At 72.5% G+C, this 17,974-nt stretch carries 24 protein-coding genes; 4 read left to right on the top strand and 20 right to left on the bottom strand.

Annotated elements, in window-relative coordinates; genetic code table 11:
- Positions 1 to 2: 2 nt before the first annotated feature.
- The 5 genes from trpA to K1T34_RS29515 all read right to left on the bottom strand — a co-directional run bounded on the left by trpA (position 3) and on the right by K1T34_RS29515 (position 5,132).
- The gene (gene trpA, locus K1T34_RS29535) at positions 3 to 797 is read right to left on the bottom strand and encodes a tryptophan synthase subunit alpha (protein WP_220238034.1); all 795 of its coding nucleotides are present in this window, start codon (positions 795 to 797) and stop codon (positions 3 to 5) included.
- Positions 794 to 2,014 carry a tryptophan synthase subunit beta gene (gene trpB, locus K1T34_RS29530; protein WP_255637672.1) on the bottom strand — a complete coding sequence of 407 codons (1,221 nt, stop codon included), beginning with the start codon at positions 2,012 to 2,014 and terminating at the stop codon, positions 794 to 796. The genes trpA and trpB overlap by 4 nt, the downstream gene beginning before the upstream one ends.
- Entirely contained in the window at positions 2,011 to 2,820 is an 810-nt protein-coding gene (trpC, locus tag K1T34_RS29525) for an indole-3-glycerol phosphate synthase TrpC (RefSeq protein ID WP_220238033.1), read from the bottom strand. Before trpC ends, trpB begins: the two co-directional genes overlap by 4 nt.
- A gap of 154 nt (positions 2,821 to 2,974) precedes the next feature.
- Positions 2,975 to 3,487, bottom strand: a complete 513-nt coding sequence (locus tag K1T34_RS29520; protein WP_220247480.1) for a Trp biosynthesis-associated membrane protein — start codon at positions 3,485 to 3,487, stop codon at positions 2,975 to 2,977.
- Positions 3,488 to 3,569: 82 nt separating this feature from the next.
- Positions 3,570 to 5,132 carry an anthranilate synthase component I gene (locus K1T34_RS29515; RefSeq protein WP_220238032.1) on the bottom strand — a complete coding sequence of 521 codons (1,563 nt, stop codon included), beginning with the start codon at positions 5,130 to 5,132 and terminating at the stop codon, positions 3,570 to 3,572.
- A 96-nt stretch (positions 5,133 to 5,228) separates the two neighbouring features.
- On the opposite strand from K1T34_RS29515, the gene K1T34_RS29510 reads away from it, so the two are divergent.
- Entirely contained in the window at positions 5,229 to 5,837 is a 609-nt protein-coding gene (locus K1T34_RS29510) for a TetR/AcrR family transcriptional regulator (protein WP_220238031.1), read from the top strand.
- Here K1T34_RS29510 and K1T34_RS29505 read toward each other — a convergent pair.
- The 13 genes from K1T34_RS29505 to K1T34_RS29445 form a co-directional block, all read right to left on the bottom strand.
- Entirely contained in the window at positions 5,834 to 6,382 is a 549-nt protein-coding gene (locus K1T34_RS29505; protein ID WP_220238030.1) for a hypothetical protein, read from the bottom strand. The two genes, K1T34_RS29510 and K1T34_RS29505, sit on opposite strands and share 4 nt — an antisense overlap.
- Before the next feature lie 3 nt (positions 6,383 to 6,385).
- Positions 6,386 to 6,673 (bottom strand): hypothetical protein, encoded by a 288-nt coding sequence (locus K1T34_RS29500; RefSeq protein ID WP_220238029.1) that lies wholly within the window; start codon positions 6,671 to 6,673, stop codon positions 6,386 to 6,388.
- Entirely contained in the window at positions 6,670 to 7,494 is an 825-nt protein-coding gene (locus K1T34_RS29495; protein WP_220238028.1) for a DUF3592 domain-containing protein, read from the bottom strand. The genes K1T34_RS29500 and K1T34_RS29495 overlap by 4 nt, the downstream gene beginning before the upstream one ends.
- Complete coding sequence (locus K1T34_RS29490; RefSeq protein WP_370643398.1) at positions 7,484 to 8,131, bottom strand: DUF3592 domain-containing protein; 648 nt, start codon at positions 8,129 to 8,131, stop codon at positions 7,484 to 7,486. The genes K1T34_RS29495 and K1T34_RS29490 overlap by 11 nt, the downstream gene beginning before the upstream one ends.
- A gap of 96 nt (positions 8,132 to 8,227) precedes the next feature.
- Complete coding sequence (locus K1T34_RS29485) at positions 8,228 to 9,046, bottom strand: DUF3592 domain-containing protein (protein WP_220238026.1); 819 nt, start codon at positions 9,044 to 9,046, stop codon at positions 8,228 to 8,230.
- A gap of 117 nt (positions 9,047 to 9,163) precedes the next feature.
- On the bottom strand, positions 9,164 to 9,832 hold the full coding sequence (locus K1T34_RS29480; protein WP_220238025.1) for a DUF3592 domain-containing protein: 669 nt from the start codon (positions 9,830 to 9,832) through the stop codon (positions 9,164 to 9,166).
- 143 nt (positions 9,833 to 9,975) lie between these two features.
- Positions 9,976 to 10,659 carry a DUF3592 domain-containing protein gene (locus K1T34_RS29475; protein ID WP_220238024.1) on the bottom strand — a complete coding sequence of 228 codons (684 nt, stop codon included), beginning with the start codon at positions 10,657 to 10,659 and terminating at the stop codon, positions 9,976 to 9,978.
- A 329-nt stretch (positions 10,660 to 10,988) separates the two neighbouring features.
- Positions 10,989 to 11,657, bottom strand: a complete 669-nt coding sequence (locus K1T34_RS29470) for a DUF3592 domain-containing protein (RefSeq protein ID WP_370643397.1) — start codon at positions 11,655 to 11,657, stop codon at positions 10,989 to 10,991.
- A 68-nt stretch (positions 11,658 to 11,725) separates the two neighbouring features.
- Positions 11,726 to 12,088: a DUF1304 domain-containing protein gene (locus K1T34_RS29465; RefSeq protein ID WP_220238022.1), complete on the bottom strand. Its 363-nt coding sequence runs from the start codon at positions 12,086 to 12,088 to the stop codon at positions 11,726 to 11,728.
- On the bottom strand, positions 12,085 to 12,450 hold the full coding sequence (gene hisI / locus K1T34_RS29460; protein WP_220238021.1) for a phosphoribosyl-AMP cyclohydrolase: 366 nt from the start codon (positions 12,448 to 12,450) through the stop codon (positions 12,085 to 12,087). Before hisI ends, K1T34_RS29465 begins: the two co-directional genes overlap by 4 nt.
- Complete coding sequence (gene hisF / locus K1T34_RS29455) at positions 12,447 to 13,220, bottom strand: imidazole glycerol phosphate synthase subunit HisF (RefSeq protein ID WP_220238020.1); 774 nt, start codon at positions 13,218 to 13,220, stop codon at positions 12,447 to 12,449. Before hisF ends, hisI begins: the two co-directional genes overlap by 4 nt.
- 58 nt (positions 13,221 to 13,278) lie before the next feature.
- Complete coding sequence (locus K1T34_RS29450) at positions 13,279 to 14,364, bottom strand: FAD-dependent monooxygenase (protein ID WP_220238019.1); 1,086 nt, start codon at positions 14,362 to 14,364, stop codon at positions 13,279 to 13,281.
- Complete coding sequence (locus K1T34_RS29445) at positions 14,361 to 14,801, bottom strand: GbsR/MarR family transcriptional regulator (protein ID WP_255637671.1); 441 nt, start codon at positions 14,799 to 14,801, stop codon at positions 14,361 to 14,363. Before K1T34_RS29445 ends, K1T34_RS29450 begins: the two co-directional genes overlap by 4 nt.
- A gap of 78 nt (positions 14,802 to 14,879) precedes the next feature.
- Here K1T34_RS29445 and K1T34_RS29440 point away from each other — a divergent pair, with 78 nt between their 5' ends.
- The 3 genes from K1T34_RS29440 to K1T34_RS29430 are packed head-to-tail and all read left to right on the top strand — an operon-like array spanning position 14,880 to position 16,721.
- Entirely contained in the window at positions 14,880 to 15,389 is a 510-nt protein-coding gene (locus tag K1T34_RS29440) for a SigE family RNA polymerase sigma factor (protein WP_220238017.1), read from the top strand.
- Positions 15,386 to 16,315, top strand: coding sequence for a hypothetical protein (locus K1T34_RS29435; RefSeq protein WP_220238016.1), 930 nt, complete (start codon positions 15,386 to 15,388; stop codon positions 16,313 to 16,315). The genes K1T34_RS29440 and K1T34_RS29435 overlap by 4 nt, the downstream gene beginning before the upstream one ends.
- Positions 16,316 to 16,334: 19 nt before the next feature.
- Positions 16,335 to 16,721 (top strand): PPOX class F420-dependent oxidoreductase, encoded by a 387-nt coding sequence (locus K1T34_RS29430; protein WP_220238015.1) that lies wholly within the window; start codon positions 16,335 to 16,337, stop codon positions 16,719 to 16,721.
- A gap of 43 nt (positions 16,722 to 16,764) precedes the next feature.
- On the opposite strand, the gene K1T34_RS29425 is transcribed toward K1T34_RS29430, so the two are convergent.
- Positions 16,765 to 17,106 carry a DUF1330 domain-containing protein gene (locus K1T34_RS29425; protein ID WP_220238014.1) on the bottom strand — a complete coding sequence of 114 codons (342 nt, stop codon included), beginning with the start codon at positions 17,104 to 17,106 and terminating at the stop codon, positions 16,765 to 16,767.
- Positions 17,107 to 17,192: 86 nt separating this feature from the next.
- Positions 17,193 to 17,924, bottom strand: a complete 732-nt coding sequence (gene priA, locus K1T34_RS29420; protein WP_220238013.1) for a bifunctional 1-(5-phosphoribosyl)-5-((5-phosphoribosylamino)methylideneamino)imidazole-4-carboxamide isomerase/phosphoribosylanthranilate isomerase PriA — start codon at positions 17,922 to 17,924, stop codon at positions 17,193 to 17,195.
- Between the last annotated feature and the right edge of the window lie 50 nt (positions 17,925 to 17,974).

Below are 17,974 nucleotides of genomic sequence, written 5' to 3'. Positions count from 1 at the left end.
AGTCAGGCCCGGGCCGGAGCCCGGCGCACGCCTTCCGCGAGCTCCTCCGCCAGCTTCCGCACCCCGTCGACACTGCCCTCGGCTGCGGCCGTGACCAGGGCCGACCCGACGATCACCGCGTCGGCGAAGCCACCCACCTGGGCCGCCTGGTCGCCGGAGCGGACGCCGAGGCCGACGCCGATCGGGAGGTGCGTGTGGGCCCGCGTGCGGCGGACCAGGTCCTCCGCGTGCACGCCCACCGCGTCACGGGCGCCCGTGACGCCCATGACCGCCGTGGCGTAGACGAAGCCGGACGACGCGGCGGTGGTGAGCGCCAGGCGCTCCTCCGACGACGACGGCGCCACCAGGAAGATCCGGTCCAGACCGTGGGTCTCGGACACGGCCGTCCACTCGGCGGCCTCGTCGGGGATCAGGTCCGGCGTGATCATGCCCAGCCCGCCCGCCGACGCGAGGTCGCGCGCGAAGCGATCGACGCCGTAGCGGTGCACCGGGTTCCAGTACGTCATCACCACGGCCTTGCCGCCGCGCGCCGACACCGACTCGACGACCTCGAAGAGCCGCTTGAGCTTGAACCCACCGGCCAGCGCCGACTCGGCGGCGGCCTGGATCGTGGGCCCGTCCATCACCGGGTCGGAGTACGGCACGCCGATCTCGAGCAGGTCCGCACCGCCGTCGATGGTGGCGGCCAGGAGATCCTTCGAGCCGTCGACCGACGGGAATCCGGCGGGCAGGTAGCCGACCAGCGCGGCCCGGCCTTCCGCCCGCGTCGCCGCGAACAGGTCGTCGAGCGCGCTCACTGGTCCTCCCCGTCCACGAGGCCGAACCACTTGGCCGCGGTGTCCATGTCCTTGTCGCCGCGCCCCGAGAGGTTCACGACGATGAGGCCCTCGGGCCCGAGCTCACGGCCGAGCACCAGGGCGCCGGCCAGCGCGTGGGCCGACTCGATCGCCGGGATGATGCCTTCGGTGCGCGAGAGCAGCCGGAACGCGTCCATGGCCTCGGCGTCAGTGACCGGGCGGTACTCGGCGCGGCCGGAGTCCTTGAGCCACGCGTGCTCCGGGCCGACGCCCGGGTAGTCGAGCCCGGCCGAGATGGAGTGCGACTCCACCGTCTGGCCGTCCTCGTCCTGCAGCAGGTACGACATCGCGCCGTGCAGGTTGCCCGGGGTGCCCTTGGTGAGCGTGGCGCCGTGGCGGTCGCCGTCGAGGCCCTCGCCGCCCGGCTCCAGGCCGACCAGCCGCACCGACGGGTCGTCGTAGAAGCCGGAGAAGATGCCGATGGCGTTGGAACCGCCGCCGACGCACGCGGCGACGACGTCGGGCAGCCGGCCGGCCTGCTCCAGGATCTGCTCGCGCGCTTCCTCGCCGATGACCTTGTGGAAGTTGCGCACCATCATCGGGAACGGGTACGGGCCCGCGGCGGTGCCGAACAGGTAGTGCGTGGTCTCGGAGTTGGTCACCCAGTCGCGCAAGGCCTCGTTGATCGCGTCCTTGAGCGTGCGGGAACCGGTCTTGACCGGCACGACCTCGGCGCCGAGCAGCTTCATGCGCGCGACGTTGAGCGCCTGGCGCTCGGTGTCGACCTCGCCCATGTAGACCAGGCACTCGAGGTCGAGCAGCGCGCACGCGGTGGCCGTGGCCACGCCGTGCTGGCCCGCGCCGGTCTCGGCGATCACGCGCTTCTTGCCCATGCGCTTGGTGAGCAGCGCCTGGCCGAGCACGTTGTTGATCTTGTGCGAACCGGTGTGGTTGAGGTCTTCGCGCTTGAGGAACACCCGCGCGCCCCCGGCGTGCGCGCCGAAGCGTTTGGCCTCGGTGAGCAGCGACGGGCGGCCCGCGTAGTCCTTGAGCAGGCGGCGCAGCTCACCGGTGAACTCCGGGTCGCGGCGCGCCTTCTCGTATTCAGCCGCGACCTCGTCGACGACGCCGATCAGCGCTTCCGGCATGAACCGGCCGCCGTAGGGGCCGTAGTAGCCCCGCTCGTCCGGGTCGTGCTTGCTGTGCTCCTCGGTCACCGCGACGGCCTCGGGCAGGCGGGGTGCGAACCGGCGGTGACGAGCTTCACCAGCGCGCCCTTCGGGTCGCCGGAGGCCACCAGGCCCTCGCCGACCAGCACGGCGTCGGCACCCTGGCCGGCGTAGGACATCAGGTCGCCGGGGCCGCGGACGCCGGACTCGGCGACCTTGAACACCTCGAACGGCAGCCCCGGGGCGAGGCGGGAGAACACGTCCCGGTCGACTTCCAGCGTGTGCAGGTTGCGGGCGTTGACGCCGATCACCTGGGCACCGGCCTCGAGGGCGCGGTCGGCCTCTTCGGCGTTGTGGATCTCCACGAGCGCGGTCATGCCGAGCGACTCGACGCGGTCGAGCAGCGCGGCCAGCGCGTTCTGCTCCAACGCGGCGACGATCAGCAGCACCATGTCCGCGCCGTGCAGGCGCGCCTCGTGCACCTGGTACGGGCTGACGATGAAGTCCTTGCGCAGCACGGGAACGTCGACGGCCGCGCGCACGGCGTCGAGGTCGGCGAGCGAGCCGCCGAAGCGGCGCTGCTCGGTGAGCACGCTGATCACGCGCGCGCCGCCGTCCTCGTAGTCCTTGGCCAGGGAGGCGGGGTCGGGAATCACGGCGAGGTCGCCCTTGGAAGGGCTGCGCCGCTTCACCTCGGCGATCACGCCGATGCCCGACTCACGCAGGGCGGCCATCACGTCTCGGGGTGCCGGGGCCTTGGCCGCGCGGGCCTTCAGCTCGTCGAAGGGCAGCACGGACTCGCGCACGGCGAGGTCCTCCCGCACACCGGCGACGATGTCTTCGAGCACGCTCACCGGGCGCACCCGTCCGTCGGCGAATTCATCGATCCCATCGCAAGTTCGCTCACAAAAACCTTCCCCTTCCCGCCGAAACGATGCTAACCCCCGCTCGAAGACCGGCCCGTTCCGGGTGCACGCCTTGCTCCGAATGCGCTTCGGTATCCGGCGCTCACCTGCTCGCGGTGGGGTCCTCACCCTCGGAAAGCGCCTCCCACAGCTCGATGTCCGGATCACGCTTGGCGCGCTGGGCGCCCGGCGCCGCGTACCGGGTGCCGAGCCGCCGCGCGGCGCCCGCACCCTTGACTGCGACCAACCCCGCGACGACGAGGAGAATTCCGCCCAGCACGGCCAGCCCGCGGCCGAGAAGCATCTCGGTGACGGGCAATCCGGGCGCCCAGCCGCTGAACTTGACGCCGTTCACGCCGGTCCAGACGCCTGCGAGGCCCGCCAGCGCCAGCACCAAGCCCAGGATCCGCCGCGCCCAGCCGCCGGTCGCGATCACGCCCGCGACGCCGGCCAGCGCCAGCAACGCCAGCGGCACAAGCGCCGTGGCCCGCTGCTCGCCGTCTTCGGTGTAGAGCTGCGTACCGAGCACGCCGCCGTCGCGGAACTCGGCGAACCACGCGAGCTTGGAGGCGCCCCACAACGCGAGCGCGCCCAGCAACAGGCCGACGACGATCATCCACAGTGGACGGCGCGAGGGCTTGGCCTCGGTCTGTACCGGCTCGGACTGCCGCGGGCCCGCTGGTTCCGGCTCTCCCTGCTCAGACACCGGCGGAATCCTCGGCTGGATCGAGCTCGCCCGCGGGGACCATGGTCTGGGCCGCCGCGACGGCCGAGAGCACCGTGCGCGCCTTGTTGAGCGACTCGGTGTCCTCGTAGTCGGCTACGGAGTCGGCGACCACGCCGCCGCCGGCCTGGACGTAGGCCACGCCGTCGCGCATCAGGGCGGTGCGGATGGCGATGGCCGTGTCGGCGTCGCCCGCGAAGTCGAGGTAGCCGACGACGCCGCCGTACAGGGCACGGCGCACGGGCTCGAGCTCCTCGATCAGCTGCATCGCGCGCACCTTGGGCGCGCCCGAAAGCGTGCCGGCCGGGAAGCAGGCGGTGACCGCGTCGAACGCCGTCTTGCCCTCGGCCAGCTCACCGGTGACGGTGGACACGATGTGCATCACGTGGCTGTAGCGCTCGATCTGGAAGAAGTCGACCACGTGCACGCTGCCGGGGCGGCAGACCTTGCCCAGGTCGTTGCGGCCGAGGTCGACGAGCATGAGGTGCTCGGCGCGTTCCTTCTCGTCGGCCAGCAGGTCTTTGGCCAGCTGCGCGTCCTCCTCCGGGTCGGCGCCGCGCCAGCGCGTGCCCGCGATGGGGTGCGTGGTCGCTCGGCCGTCGCGCACGGTGACCAGCGACTCGGGGCTGGAGCCGACGATGTCGAAGCCCTCCAGCCGCAGCAGGTACATGTACGGGCTCGGGTTGGAGTTGCGCAGCACGCGGTAGACGTCGAGCGCGTCGGCGCCGGTTTCGATCTCGAAGCGTTGCGAGGGCACGACCTGAAACGCTTCGCCGGCCTTGATCGCTTCCACGGCCTTGTCGACGGCGGCGTGGAAGTCTTCCTTCGTGCGGCGGCGCTTGAACTCCGGCGCCGGCCGGTCGAACGTCGCGACGGTCGGCGGCGCGGGCACGCGCAGCTGCTCGGTCATCGCCGACAGGCGCTCCAGCGCGCTGTCGTAGGCGGCGTCCACGCGCTCGGGCGAGTCGTCCCAGTTGACCGCGTTGGCGATCAGCGTGACGGTGCCCTCGTGGTGGTCGAACGCCGCGAGGTCGGTGGCCAGGAGCATGGTCAGCTCGGGGATGTCGAGGTCGCGCTCGGCGAGCTCGGGCAGCTTCTCCAGCCACCGCACGGCGTCGTAGCCGATGTAGCCCACCATGCCGCCGGTCAACGGCGGCAGGCCCGGCAGCGGCTCGGTGTGCAGCGCCTCGACGGTGGCGCGCAGCACCTGCAGCGGGTCGCCTTCGGTGGGCAGGCCGACGGGCGGCGTGCCGGTCCACACGGCCTTGCCGTCGCGCACGGTCAGCGCGGCCGGGCTGCGCACGCCCACGAACGACCAGCGCGACCACGACTTGCCGTTCTCCGCCGACTCGAACAGGAACGTGCCGGGCCGGTCGGCACCGAGCTTGCGGTAGATCCCGAGCGGGGTCTCCCCGTCGGCGAGGACCTTGCGCACCACGGGGATCACGCGGCGGCCTTCGGCGAGGGCGCGGAACTCGGCGCGCGAGGGGCTGACCGGGCCGGGCCCGGTGGATTTGCCGGCTGCTGAGCTGACCATGGGCCCCATTGTGCCGCGCGGGCCTCGGCGGACCTTGGGCGGCCCTTGAATTCAGCACCTGTTGAATTCAAGGGGGCGACGAGTCATAGTGGACCCGTGAGCACCGAAGACACTACCTCCCGCAGGCGCGGCCGCCGGCCCGCCGGGCAGGACACCCGGACCGCCTTGATCGAGGCCGCGCGCGCGGTGTTCGCGGAACACGGCTACGAACGCGCCACTGTGCGCGCGATCGCCGCGCGCGCCGGCGTCGACGCGGCCATGGTCAACCACTGGTTCGGCGGCAAGGAGGGCCTGTTCGCCCAGGCCGTGCTGGAGCTGCCGTTCTCCCCGCACGAACTGCTCGCGACCCTGCGCGACGGCCCCGACGACAAGCTGGGCGAACGGATCGTCCGCGTCTTCGTCACCCGCTGGGACGGCGCCGGCGGCGACACGTTCCAGGCACTCATCCGCAGCGTCGCGGGCCACGAGCTGGCCGCGACCGTGCTGCGGGACTTCTTCTCGCTGTTCTTCGCCGAGGTGATCGGCCACATCGGCTCCGACCAGCCCGGGCTGCGGACCACGCTGTGCGCCTCGCAGGTCGTGGGGCTCGGCATGGTCCGCTACATCGCCCGCTTCGAGCCGATCGCGTCGGCCGAAGTCGAAACGCTCGTGACGGCGATCGCGCCGAACCTGCAGCGGTATCTGACGGGGGATCTGGGGCTTTAGGTCCGGCGGGTGTTGATCGTCTGCATCGAGACCGCCTCCGCCCCGACACGAACAGCATCGCCCGTCGCGGCCCGCCGCTCACCGGCCGGCCGGCCAGGTCCAGCCCAGCTGCGGGCGGACCGGGATCGGGCAGGGACGGGCTCTGCGCGGCCCCGGGCGAGCACGAGGACCGTGGCCGAGCCCGCGCCGCCGATCCATGCTCGCGTCGGTTCGGGGCCCTGCAGGAAGGTGTAGCGGCCGGGCAGCATCGAGAGGGTCCGGACCCTCAGCCGCCCCGCGTCGTTGACCTTGAGAGCCAGCGCCTGGTGCGCCGCTTCGGGCGTCGCGTCGGTCACCGTGACGGGCACCCAGCTCGACCGCCGGGCCGCACGCCACCGGCGGACCCAGCGCACCGCGAACACCGTGCCCCAGGGGAAGAAGACCAGCGCCACGAGCGCCGGGGAGACCAGGCCCCACTTCCAGGCGTCGCTGTGGTTGCGCTCTTCGGCCGTGCGCACGTGCTGCGGATCGACCGGGTCGTAGTAGACCCACACGAGATCCCCCACGTGCTAGGCCAGCCCGGAGTCCCGGTTGACGACGGCTTCCCGGGGCGTGACACCCACGGTGTAGTCCACGGTGATGGTCGGCGTCCCTCGGCGCGGGTCCGCGACGCCGACCACCCGGCCGACCGCGCGCATCCCGCTCACGAGCAGCGCGTCCGCGGAAGCGTCCAGGGCGATCATGCCGCCCACCGTCGAAGCCAGGACGAGGAGCCAGAAGAAGGCGGCTGCGACGGATCGGCACGATCGCCTGCGCAGCACGCGGTTCCAGGCTGTCTCGTCCGCTTCGGGGCTCATCGGCCGGCCGGCCATCGTGATCCGCGCGGGACGCGCAGGGGGATCACGTAGGGCCCCTTCGCGTGGTGTGGCGGCGCGAGGGTGAAGCGGCGGCCTTCGCCGGAGACCCACGCTTCGACCGGCCCGTTGCGAAGGAAGGAGTAGCGCCCGCGCAGCGCCGCCACGGTGCGGGCGGCGAGCCGCCGGCCATCGGGGAAGTCGAGGCGCAGGAGCTGGTAGCCACCCGAGGAGTCGAAAACGACGGCGGTGACGGGTTCCCAGCCCGACTTGCGGGCGCATCGGCGCCGGCGGGCCCAGCCCAGCGTGTACGCGATCAGCCACGGGAAGACGAGCAAGGCCACGAGCATCGGGATCACGGCGAAAGCCATCCCCGCGTTGGTGACGTTCTCCTCGTCGTCGGTCCGCACGCGCTGCGGATCGGCCGGGTCGTAGTAGACCTGGACGCGCTCGTTCTCGACGTAGTCGTCGTCCGAGTCGCGGTTGATCACCGCTTGTGCGAGGACGTCGCCGACGGGGTAGTCCACGGTGACGGTCGGCGCGCCCCGCGCCGGGGTGTACACGGCGACCACGCGCCCCTCGACCTTCGTGCCGTGGTCGAGCAGCCAGGTGGACCTGTTGTGCAGCAAGGAAATCACGGTGACCGCCACCGGGATGATCAGGAACCACGCCGTCGCCGCGGCGGCCGCGCGCCAGAACCGCTTGCGCAGCGCGCGATCCCACCCCGTGGGGTCGGCGGGTCCCCGTTCGGCGCGTTGCCGGCGGGTTTGGTGGCGATGCCGTTTGGCGCGCGGCCGTCTCGCGGGCTGGTCTTCAGCGACCATCGTGCTGTCCCCCTGGGGTTTTCCGCGGCTGGAGTTTGAGGCGGCGAAGCGGGATCGCGAACGGGCCCGTGCCCCGCGGGATCACCAGGACCAGGCGCCGGCCTTCGCCGGCGACCCAGCCTCGGGAGGGTTTTCCTTCGAGGTACGGGCAACGGCGGCGGGTGACCGTGCTGGTGCCGGTCGCCGTGCGCTCCCGGCCGGCGAGCACCAGCGACCCGTCGCTGAACGCGGTGACCTCGACCGGCTCCCAGCCGGAGCGGCGGGCGGCCCGGTGGCGCAGTGCCAGGAGCACGGGAAACACCACCGCCCACGGGAGGCAGCACAGCGAGCAGAGGGTCACGCCGCCCAGCAGCGCGAGCGCGAAACCGTCGTTGCGGTCGTCGTCGGTCCGGGCACGCCCGGGGTCGGCCGGGTCGTAGTACACCGTCAGGACTTCGCCGACGAAGTACCGCGTGTCGGAGTCGTGGTCGATCGTCGCCTGCCGGGCCGTCCCCCAGCCGAGGTAGTCCACCGCGAGGTACGGGGATCCGCGCAGCGGGTGGTCGTCGACCGCGGTCACCCGCGCGGGCACGGCCACCCACTGCCCGAGAAGCGCGTCGGACAACGCATCCACCAGCTGCGCCCCGAGAGGCCCCACCGCCGCCGCCGAGCGCCCACAGCACCGCGGCTGCCACGGCGCGCCGGATCCGCAGGCGTACCGCGCGGTTCAACGCGGCCGGGTCCGGTCCCCCGGTCATCGGCTCCGTCCCCGGCGTGGCGGCAGGATCGGGGACCAGCCGGGGCTGCGGCCGAGGGGGATGGCGTAGAGGCGGTTGCCGCGCGGGGCCACGAGGAGCAGGCGGGCGCCTTCGCCGGCTACCCAGGCGGAGACGGGCTGCTTGGCCAAGTACTCGTAACGACCGCGCAGCAGCGTGACGACGCGGGCCGACGTCCGTTCGCGGCCGGCGTGGTTCAGGACGTACGTGCCGTTGCGCAGGGACGTGACCTTGACCGGTCGCCACCCGGAGCGGCGCGCGATCCGCCGGCGCCGGTCCAGGACGACCGGGTACGCCACGGCCCACGAGAGCGCGCCCGCCTCGAGAACGACCACGACGACCGAGCCCAAGGCCCAGGAGTCGTCGCCGTTGGGCTCTTCCGTGGTGCGCACGTGCGCCGGATCGGCCGGGTCGTAGTACACCGTCAGGACTTCGCCGACGAAGTACCGGTTACCGGAGTCGAGGTCGATCCTGCCTTCGACGCCCGGTGCCAGGTAGTCCACGACGAGATAGGCCCCGGTTTTCCCGTCCTCCACGGCGACCACTCGCGCGGGCACCTTCACCCCGTCCGTGAGCAGGCGGTCCGCCCGGTCGAAGAGCACGGACGAGCCGACGATCGTCGCGGCCACCACGAGGACCCACAGCGCGGCCGCGCCGAGGGCGTGCCAGATCCGCGAGCGCACGGCCCGGTCCAAGATCACCGGGTCCGGCTTCGGCAGCCGCCCGGTGCGGGCTGGGAGAGGTTCGTCGTCTTCTTGGCGCGGGGTTTCGCCCGCGCCGGTCATCCCCAGATCCATCAGGAGAGCGTACGACCGGGAAATCTCGTTCCACCAGCTAAAAAGCTGCGATTCAGAACACCGGCCGGGAAGGCAACCGAGAGGGCCCATCGAGCGTGCTGACGGTCCCCTCGGCAGTCACCCGCCGCGGCGGGGATCGAACGCGCGCAAGGCCACCACGCGTGGCCCGCCGCGGCGGGAACCGCGGGGCAGCACCAAAACGAACCGGAGGCCCGACCCCGCGACCCTCGCGCCGGCCCGGCGGCTCCCCTCACGAAGCACGCGCGTCAGCGACGTCGTACGGGCGACGACCCGCCGGCCGCCGACGGTGAAGCGGACGACCTGCGCGTGGTCGGCGCGATCGTGGGCCTGGATGCGGACGGGCCGCCAACCCGTGCGGCGGGCGAGCCGGCGGCGACGCGCCCAGCCCACGGCGAGGGTGATCGTCAACGGCAGGAGAATCGCCACGAAGATCAGCGGGACCGAGAACACCGCCATCCACCCGTCGCCGACGTTCTGTTCGTCTTCGGTGCGCACACGGGCCGGGTCGGCGGGGTCGTAGAACACCGAGATCGGTTCGCCCACTTCGTATTCGCGGTCGGAGTCGCGGTTGATCTCGGCCTGTTCGGGGACGCCGGCGGCGGTGTAGGAGACCGTGATGGTGGGCGTGCCGTCGCCGTCCCGGGGCGTGTGGACCGCCACGACCTTGCCGGTGGCCTCGTCGCCGTGGTCGAGGAGCCAGTCGGCGCGCAGGTCCTGCCACCCGATGCCCAGTGCCGACGCCGGCACGACCAGCGCGCACGGCACGGCCCAGCCGACGGCCCGTCAGAACTGCCGGCGCAGCGCGCGGTCCTCGGACGCGGAGTCCGCGGCCGCACGAAGCGGTTCGCCGGCGTTTTCGTTGGTCTTCCCCAGGGCCACGGCCAAAGCGTACGACAGCGGCGCGTGGTTCAGGCGAGCGTCCACTTCGAGGTGGACGCCAGGCGAAACGGGATCGCGGACGGCTCGCCGTCGCGGGGGCCGACGGGCAGGACCACGGCGAGCGTGCGGCCGGAACCGGAGACCCACACCTCTCGCCGGCCACGGTGGCGGAGGAACGCGTACCGGCGGGGCAGGACGGAGGTGGTCTTCGCCTCGATGGTGACGCCGCCGGGGAGGACGAACTCCAGTGTGTGGAACACCTCCGGGGCGTCGGGGCGCAGTCTCAGGGGCAGGACGATCGCCGTGGCGGGGTACCAGGGCGAGCCTCGGCGGCGGGCCCAGCCCACCACGTAGGCGACCTCGATCGGGATCGCGGCCAGGCTCGTGAGGACGAGGAGGAGGGACGGCGCCATCATCCCGAGGCTCAGGTTCACGTCGTCGCGCAGGCGCGCGGTGTGCGGGTCGGCGGGGTCGTAGAACACCGGCACGGTCTCCCCCGCGACGTACCGGTGGTCGGAGATGTGGTCGATCACCGCGCGCAGGCTCACCCCGGTGACCACGTAGTCGACGATCACGACCTCTTCGCTCACGGCCGTCACCTCGCCGTCCGCGCGGGCGCCGCGGGTCAGGAGCGCTTCGCCGGCGAAGCCCGTCAGCAGGACACCGGTGCCCCCGGTGAGCAGCACGACCAGCCACGCCACGGCGGTCCGCACGGAACGCCGGAACCGGCGGTGGACCGCGCCGTCCCACTTCCGCTGCTGCTCCGCAAGCCGCTTGGCCCGCCGGTGCTCGCGGCTGTTTGCGAGGCCGCGCCGGCCCGCTCATCGGCGTCGCCCCGGCCCGGCCGAGGCGGACCACGGCGTTGGCCCGGTCCACCGGAAGAGACTGGTCGTCGTCACCGCCGGGGCGTTCGCTCCGGCCGGTCCTCCCCAGGTCCATCAGGAGAGGGTACGACCGGGAAATCGCGCTCCACCAGGGGAAAAGCTGCGATCGAAACCACCGCCGACGAAGGCAACCGAACGGGACCGTCCGGCGTTTCGGCTCACCCGCGCGCGACCACGGCCGGCACGGCGTACGGCGCTTCGCCGCAGCCGTGGCGGAAGAGGATCACCGACGCGGACCCGGTGCCGCCCAGCCAGGCGGGGCGGTCGGTGTAGGTGCGCAGGAAGCGGGCGCCGTGGGTGGACGGCACGGCGCGCAGGCGCACGGCCTCGCCGGAAAGCGGGCGCACGTGCAAGTACGGCGGGTTCACGCCACGGCCGGTGAAGGGCGCGAGGACGACGGTGGCCGTGCCCTCCTGCCAGCCCGTGCGGCGCACGGCGCGGGAGCGGCGGGACCAGCCGACGGCGCCCGCCGCGGCGACCAGGGAGCACAGCAGGACCAGGCCGACGCCGATCCAGGCGAAGCCAAGGCCGTTCTCGCTCAGGCCGTCCTCGGCGGTCGTGCGGACGCGCGCCGGGTCGGCCGGGTCGAAGACCACCGTCACGCGCTCGCCCGGGGTGTAGGCGGCCGTGGAGCTGCGGTCGACGCGTTCGGTCAGCGTGCGGCCGTCGGCACGGTAGGACACGTCGATCCAGCGCGTGCCCTTCGGCGGAGTGGCGACGGAAACGACCGTCCCCGGCACGCGCGTGCCGGTCGCCAGCAGGGTGTCCGCCGAGTGGAGGACGCCCAGCACCGCGATGAGCCCGCCCGCGGAAACCAAGCACCACACCGCGGCGAGCGCCCACGCCCGCCAGGCGACGGCACGCAGCCGCCGCGTCTCGCGGGCCAGGTCGGCGGTCAGCGCGCCAGCAGCACGAACACCAGCGCGAGGACGCCCGGCAGCACCTGCACCAGCAGGATCCGCTTCGAGGCCGTCGCGGCGCCGTACAGGCCGGCGACGATCACGCAGGCCAGGCCGTAGAGCTTGAACTGGAAGCCCGTCGGGTCGGTCGCGATGAGGCCCCAGATCAGGGCCGCCGCGAGGAAACCGTTGTAGAGCCCCTGGTTCGCGGCGAGCGCCTTGCTCTCCTGCGCGAACGCCTCGGTGGTGCCGAACGCCGCGCGGGCGCGCGGGGTCGTCCAGAGGAACATTTCGAGCACCACGATGTATACGTGGATGAGGGCGACCAGCCCCACCAGCACGTTCGCGACAACCGTCACGGGGTGTTCTCACTCTCGTCGGCGAGGAGCAGGCGCTCCGCGGAGTCGAAACAGGTGTGGGTGCCCGTGTGGCAGGCCGGGCCGGTCTGGTCCACGCGCAGGAGCACTGTGTCACCGTCGCAGTCGATCCGCACTTCGCGGACGTGCTGGACGTGGCCCGAGGTCTCGCCCTTCACCCACAGCTCCTGGCGGCTGCGGGACCAGTAGGTCGCGCGCCGGGTGGTGAGGGTGGACTCCAGGGCCTCGTCGTTCATCCAGGCCATCATCAGCACGTCGGACGTCGAGTGCTCCACGACGACGGCCGCGATCAGGCCGTCGGAGTTGCGCTTGAGCCGCTGGGACAGGTCTGCGTCGAGGCTCATCGGACGATGACCCCGCCTTCGCGCAGGGCGCCCTTGACGTCGCCGATCTTCAGCTGTCCGAAGTGGAACACGCTCGCCGCGAGCACCGCGTCCGCACCGGCCTCCACGGCGGGCAGGAAGTGGTCGACGGCGCCCGCGCCGCCGCTGGCGATCACCGGCACGCGCACGGCGCGGCGGACCATCTCGATCAAGGAAAGATCGAAGCCGGACTTGGTGCCGTCGGCGTCCATCGAGTTGAGCAGGATCTCGCCGACGCCCAGCTCCTCGCCGCGCGCCGCCCACTCGACCGCGTCGATGCCCGTGCCGCGGCGCCCGCCGTGGGTGGTCACCTCGAAGCCCGACGCCGTCGGCTCGCCGCCCTCCGGCACGCGCCGCGCGTCGACCGACAGCACGATGCACTGGGCCCCGAACCGGCGCGACGCCTCGCGCAGCAGCTCCGGGCGCGCGATCGCGGCCGTGTTGATGCTCACCTTGTCTGCGCCCGTGCGCAGCAGGCGGTTGACGTCGTCGTTGGAGCGCACGCCGCCGCCGACCGTCAGCGGGATGAAGACCTGCTCGGCCGTGCGGCGGACCACGTCGAAGGTGGTCTCGCGGTTGCCCGACGACGCGGTGACGTCGAGGAAAGTCAGCTCGTCGGCGCCTTCGTGGTCATACAGCCGGGCCAGCTCCACCGGGTCGCCGGCGTCGCGCAGATCGGCGAAGTTGACGCCCTTCACCACGCGACCCGCGTCGACGTCCAGACACGGGATCACCCTCACCGCCACAGCCATGCCACCAGCGTAGCCGTCCACCTGCGACGGTCCGCCCGCCCGGTCGGCGCACAGGTGCTCAGAGGACGGGCGGAGTCCAGTCCCACAAGGGCGCGGCCTGGCGCCGGATCACCGACGCGGGCATCAGCGGCACGGTCACCGCCAGCAGCGCGTGCAGCCACCACGCCGACGCCGTGTCGGCCGCCGCCTTGCTGCGCGCCTGCTTCGTGACGTACGCCGCACGCGGGCGGCGCGCGGCGTCGTATGCGGCGAGCGCCTCGGGCACGGGGTGGGCCCGCAGCGATGCGGCGAGGACCACGGCGTCCTCGATCGCCTGGCACGCGCCCTGGCCGAGGTCCGGCGGCACGGCGTGAGCCGCGTCACCGAGCAGCGCGACGCGTCCGCTCGTGAACGCGGGCAGCGGGTCGAGGTCGAGGATGTCGTTGTGCAGCACGGCGTCCGGCCGCGTCGCCGCCACGAGCTCGCGGGCCTCGGCCGGCCAGTCCGCCACGCGGCGGGTCACCTCGGCGTGCTCGCTCGGGTAGCGCACGCCGGGCGTGGACTCGGCGGCGCCGAGGGCCCAGCAGGCGCGGTCGCCGGGCAGCGGGTGGATCATGAAGTACGCGCCGCGGCCCATGGTGAAGCTGCCGCGCACCGGCGGCGCCGCACCCGGTTCGGTGACGCCACGCCAGGCCGTGTAGCGAAACCCCGGTTCGGGTGCGCCAGGGAATGCCCGGCAGCGGAATCCACTGTGGACACCGTCGGCCGCCACAATCACGTCCGCGTCCACTTCGGATGGATCAGTTACTTCAATCCCTGTGCGCACCAAGGTTTCCGGCAGCTCCGCCAGCAAAGCCGAGTGCAGCTCCGCGCGGTGGAACGCGGCGAGCGGCTCGTCCCGCCCCTCCCGGAACCGGCGCAGGAACCGGCCCGACGACGTCCGCAGTGTGCCCGTAACCTCCGACGGAGCCGAGTGCTTCCGCACCCGCTCCCCGATCCCCAGCGCGTCGAGCGCCCGCATCGCGTTGGGCGCCAGGGAAAGCCCGACCCCGATCTCCCGCAGCTCGGGCGCGCGCTCCAGCACTGTGACCTCGTGTCCGGTGCGGCGCAACGCGATCGCGGCCGTCAGCCCGCCGATCCCACCGCCCACCACCACAGCCTTCACTTCGGCTCGCCGGCTTCCGCGAACGCTTCGGCCAGCCACGCGAACGCCGCGTCGGCACTGCGGACGCGCGCCGCCCGGGCGCCGTCGCGTTCGAGCAGCTCGATGCCGGCGTTCGTGATGTCGCGGAACGAGCCCAGCGTGGCGATGCGGCGGCGGATCACGCGTTGCCACGCGTCATCGTCCACGCGGTAGTAGGCGGTGCGCTCGCCGCGGCCGAGCCGTTTGCCGACCAGCCCGGCGTCGAGCAGCAACCGCAGGTTGGTCGTGAGCGACGCGCGGCTCGCGCCCACCGCCTCGGCCAGCCGCGCCGCCGACTGCTCCGGCGGGTCGCACGCCATCAGCCAGCCGAGCACGCGCCCGGCGATCGGCGGCAGGCCGTACTCCTGCGTGAGGAAGTCCGCGACCCGCTCGACCCACTCGAGCACCTCGTCGTCCATGCGTGTCAGCATAGGCTAGTCATCACTGAAATTCGCTCGGAATGCATCAGAACTGGCCCCTCGCGCGTCTGAGAAAGCGTGACCACCAGCTTCGACGAGTTCGTGGCGGAGCGCCTCGACGGACTCCTGCGCTACGCGACCGTCCTCACCGACGATCCGCACCTGGCGCAGGACATCGTGCAGGACGTGCTGCTGCGGGCCCAGGAGCGCTGGGCGAAGATCGACTCGCCGCCCACCTACGTGCGCCGGATGGTCACCAACGAGTACCTGTCCTGGCGGCGGCGCGCGGTCCGGCGCGTGGTGCCGTCGAGCCACGAGGTGCTCGACGCGATCAGCCCGCCGACGGCCGACCCGTCGGTGGCCTACGACGAGCGTGACGAGATGCTGGCCCGCCTCGCGACGCTGCCGCGCAAGCAGCGCGCGGCGCTGGTGCTGCGCTACTACGAGAACTACTCCGACGAGGAGATCGGCGACCTCCTCAGATGCGCCACCTCCACCGTGCGAAGCCAGATCTCGCGCGCGCTCGCGACCCTGCGCGCCACGGCGTACCCCTTGCCCACCGCCCTGACCACCGGAGCCGGAGAATGAGCCAGCCCGCCCGCGACACCGAGACGCTGCTGCGCGACAGCCTCGAACGGCTCGCCGAACGCGCTCCCGACGGTCATGAGGTCCGCAACGCGCTGGTCCGCGCCCGCCAGTCGAGGCGCAGGCGGCCGAGGTTGGCGCTGGTCGCGGTGGCCGCCGCGGTGGCCGCGGTGACGGTCGGGGTGTCGGTGGTGGCCACGTGGCCCTCGCGGGTGCCGCCTGCCGCAGGTGAGCCGGTGCTGGGGTATGCGCCAGGGTGGCTGCCCGACGGGTTCACGGAGCAGTACCGGTCGGCCGGGCCGGAAACGGCACCGCAAGTGCGTCGGTGGTTCGCCGGGCCGAGCCGGATCGAGCTGACGGCGTTCTCGACGAAGGATCCCGAATGGTCCGCGACCGCGCTGCGCATCGCCGCGGTGCGTGACCAGGTGCTGGTGCACGGGCGGGTCGCGATGCTGACCGGATCGGCGACGTCGGCGGTGCTGACTTGGTCGCCGGATGAGACTCATGTGCTGCGGGCCGAGGTCGATGCGGTGCCGTCGGCGAAGGCGGTCGCACAGCGAATTGCGGAGGATGTTTCGGAGAGCCGGCCGATCCCGATTCGGGGAGAGGCGCGGTTCGGGCCACTGCCGGCCGGGCTTCGGGAGACGGCGACGACGGTGAGCGGGATCAGTGCCGGGGAAGCGACGACGACGTTGGAGGCTGCGCCGGTGCGGGTCACGGTGGGGGCGGCGTCGCCTGGTCTCGGCGGGTCGGTCCCGGTCACGGTCCGCGGTGTCCCCGGCGCCGCCGCGGCGGACCTGGTCACGGTGCGCCTGGCCTCCGGCCGCTGGCTCACCGTCTCCGGCAAGGTGCCGCGCGCTGAGCTGGTCGCGGTCGCCGGCGCTGTGGTGGTCGATCCGTCGCCTGACTACGGCTGGATCGGGTCCTGAATCCGGCTACTGTGGACACATGCCTACGGAGCTGGACCGGTTCGCCGGTGAGAAGTACGTCGTGCTCACCACGTTCCGCCGCGATGGGCGGGCTGTCCCCACTGCTGTGTGGTTCGGCCTCGACGGCGACGAGCTGCTGGTCTATTCCGAGCGGAAGGCGGGGAAGGTCAAGCGGCTTCGCAACAGTGGGCGGGTGGAGGTCCAGGCCGGCGACGTCCGCGGCCGCACCCACGGCCCGACGGTCGCCGGCACCGCCCGGCTGCTCGACGACGCCGGCACCGAGCGGGTGCGAAAGGCGATTCGGCGGCACTACCCGTTGGTCGGGCCGGTGTCGATGTTCTTCAGCAAGCTCCGCGGCGGCCCGCAGCGCACGATCGGGATCGCCGTGAAGCTCGACGAAGGCTGAGTGCCCTGGCAAGGGCTCGCCGCTACCGCTCACCGGGCACCGCTCATCCGGCGTCGATCAGCCCCGCGGCCCGCTTCGCCGGGTCGTGCCCCGGCTCCACGCCCTCAACCAGCACCACATCACCCACCAGGTGGTCGGTGCGCAGCGGCAGGATCTCGCGGTAGTCGGGCGAGTCGTACCAGCCCCGGGCCCGGCCCAGGTCCGGGAAGGCGACCACGACGATCGGCCCCGGCCACACCCCCTCGACGACCTGCGCTTGTGCTCCGTGCACCAGGAACCGACCCCCGAACGGGTCCAAAGTGGACTGGATGCGCCGCAGGTACTCACCCACCTGGGGGTGGATCACACCAGGCTGGCGAAGGTGGGCGATGGCGTAGGCGGTCATCTTTGTCTCCTCGGTCGGATCGGTCCCTGTCGAGAACCGATCCTGCCGAGAAGACGTAACCACGTCGATTACCCGCGGGGTAATGACTAGCGGACGGCGGCCAGTGCCTCCGGCAGGGTGAAGGCGCCGGCGTAGAGGGCCTTGCCGACGATGGCGCCTTCGATGCCGTCGCAGGCCAGGCCGGCCAGTGCCCTGAGGTCGTCCACACTGGACACCCCGCCCGAGGCGATCACGGGGGCGTCGGTGCGGGCTGCGACTTCGCGGAGGAGGTCGAGGTTCGGGCCCTTGAGGGTGCCGTCCTTGCTGACGTCGGTGACGACGTAGCGGGCGGCGCCGTCGCGGTCGAGGCGTTCCAGGACTTCCCACAGGTCGCCGCCGTCGGAGGTCCAGCCGCGGGACGCGACGCGGTGGCCGGCCTCGGTGATCCGGACGTCCAGCCCGATGGCGACGCGGTCGCCGTACGTGGTGACGACCTTGGCGGTCCAGGAGGGGTCCTCCAGGGCGGCGGTGCCCAGGTTCACGCGCCGCGCGCCGGTGGACAGGGCGGCTTCCAGCGAGGCGTCGTCGCGGATGCCGCCGGAGAGCTCCACCTGGACGTCGAGGCGGCCGATCACCTCCGCCAGCAGCTCGCGGTTCGAGCCCTTGCCGAAGGCCGCGTCGAGGTCCACGAGGTGGATCCACTCGGCGCCGTCGCGCTGCCAGGCGAGCGCGGCGTCGAGGGGGCTGCCGTAGGACGTCTCGGTCCCGGCCTCGCCCTGGACGAGTCGGACGGCCTGGCCATCGGCCACATCAACTGCGGGAAAGAGCGTGAAAGTCACCGCGACAGCGTAAAGGCGCCGGTCACGGTGCCGGACCACCGGGCCGACCT

Origin of the sequence: Amycolatopsis sp. DSM 110486, assembly GCF_019468465.1 — a bacterium.
Classification (GTDB): domain Bacteria; phylum Actinomycetota; class Actinomycetes; order Mycobacteriales; family Pseudonocardiaceae; genus Amycolatopsis.
The sequence above is the reverse complement of the archived record's forward strand: the minus strand, read 5'-3'. Positions and strand labels throughout refer to the sequence as shown.

Excerpts from the sequence above, each read along its gene's own strand:
- K1T34_RS29500 (WP_220238029.1), bottom strand. The coding sequence starts at position 6,673 with ATGAGCCCCGAAGCGGACGAGACAGCCTGGAACCGCGTGCTGCGCAGG.
- K1T34_RS29485 (WP_220238026.1), bottom strand. The coding sequence starts at position 9,046 with ATGGATCTGGGGATGACCGGCGCGGGCGAAACCCCGCGCCAAGAAGAC.
- hisI (WP_220238021.1), bottom strand. The coding sequence starts at position 12,450 with ATGAGCCTCGACGCAGACCTGTCCCAGCGGCTCAAGCGCAACTCCGAC.
- K1T34_RS29520 (WP_220247480.1), bottom strand. The coding sequence starts at position 3,487 with ATGATCGTCGTCGGCCTGTTGCTGGGCGCGCTCGCGTTGTGGGGCGCC.
- K1T34_RS29515 (WP_220238032.1), bottom strand. The coding sequence starts at position 5,132 with ATGGTCAGCTCAGCAGCCGGCAAATCCACCGGGCCCGGCCCGGTCAGC.
- hisF (WP_220238020.1), bottom strand. The coding sequence starts at position 13,220 with ATGGCTGTGGCGGTGAGGGTGATCCCGTGTCTGGACGTCGACGCGGGT.
- K1T34_RS29435 (WP_220238016.1), top strand. The coding sequence starts at position 15,386 with ATGAGCCAGCCCGCCCGCGACACCGAGACGCTGCTGCGCGACAGCCTC.
- K1T34_RS29495 (WP_220238028.1), bottom strand. The coding sequence starts at position 7,494 with ATGGTCGCTGAAGACCAGCCCGCGAGACGGCCGCGCGCCAAACGGCAT.
- K1T34_RS29430 (WP_220238015.1), top strand. The coding sequence starts at position 16,335 with ATGCCTACGGAGCTGGACCGGTTCGCCGGTGAGAAGTACGTCGTGCTC.
- K1T34_RS29425 (WP_220238014.1), bottom strand. The coding sequence starts at position 17,106 with ATGACCGCCTACGCCATCGCCCACCTTCGCCAGCCTGGTGTGATCCAC.
- K1T34_RS29445 (WP_255637671.1), bottom strand. The coding sequence starts at position 14,801 with ATGGACGACGAGGTGCTCGAGTGGGTCGAGCGGGTCGCGGACTTCCTC.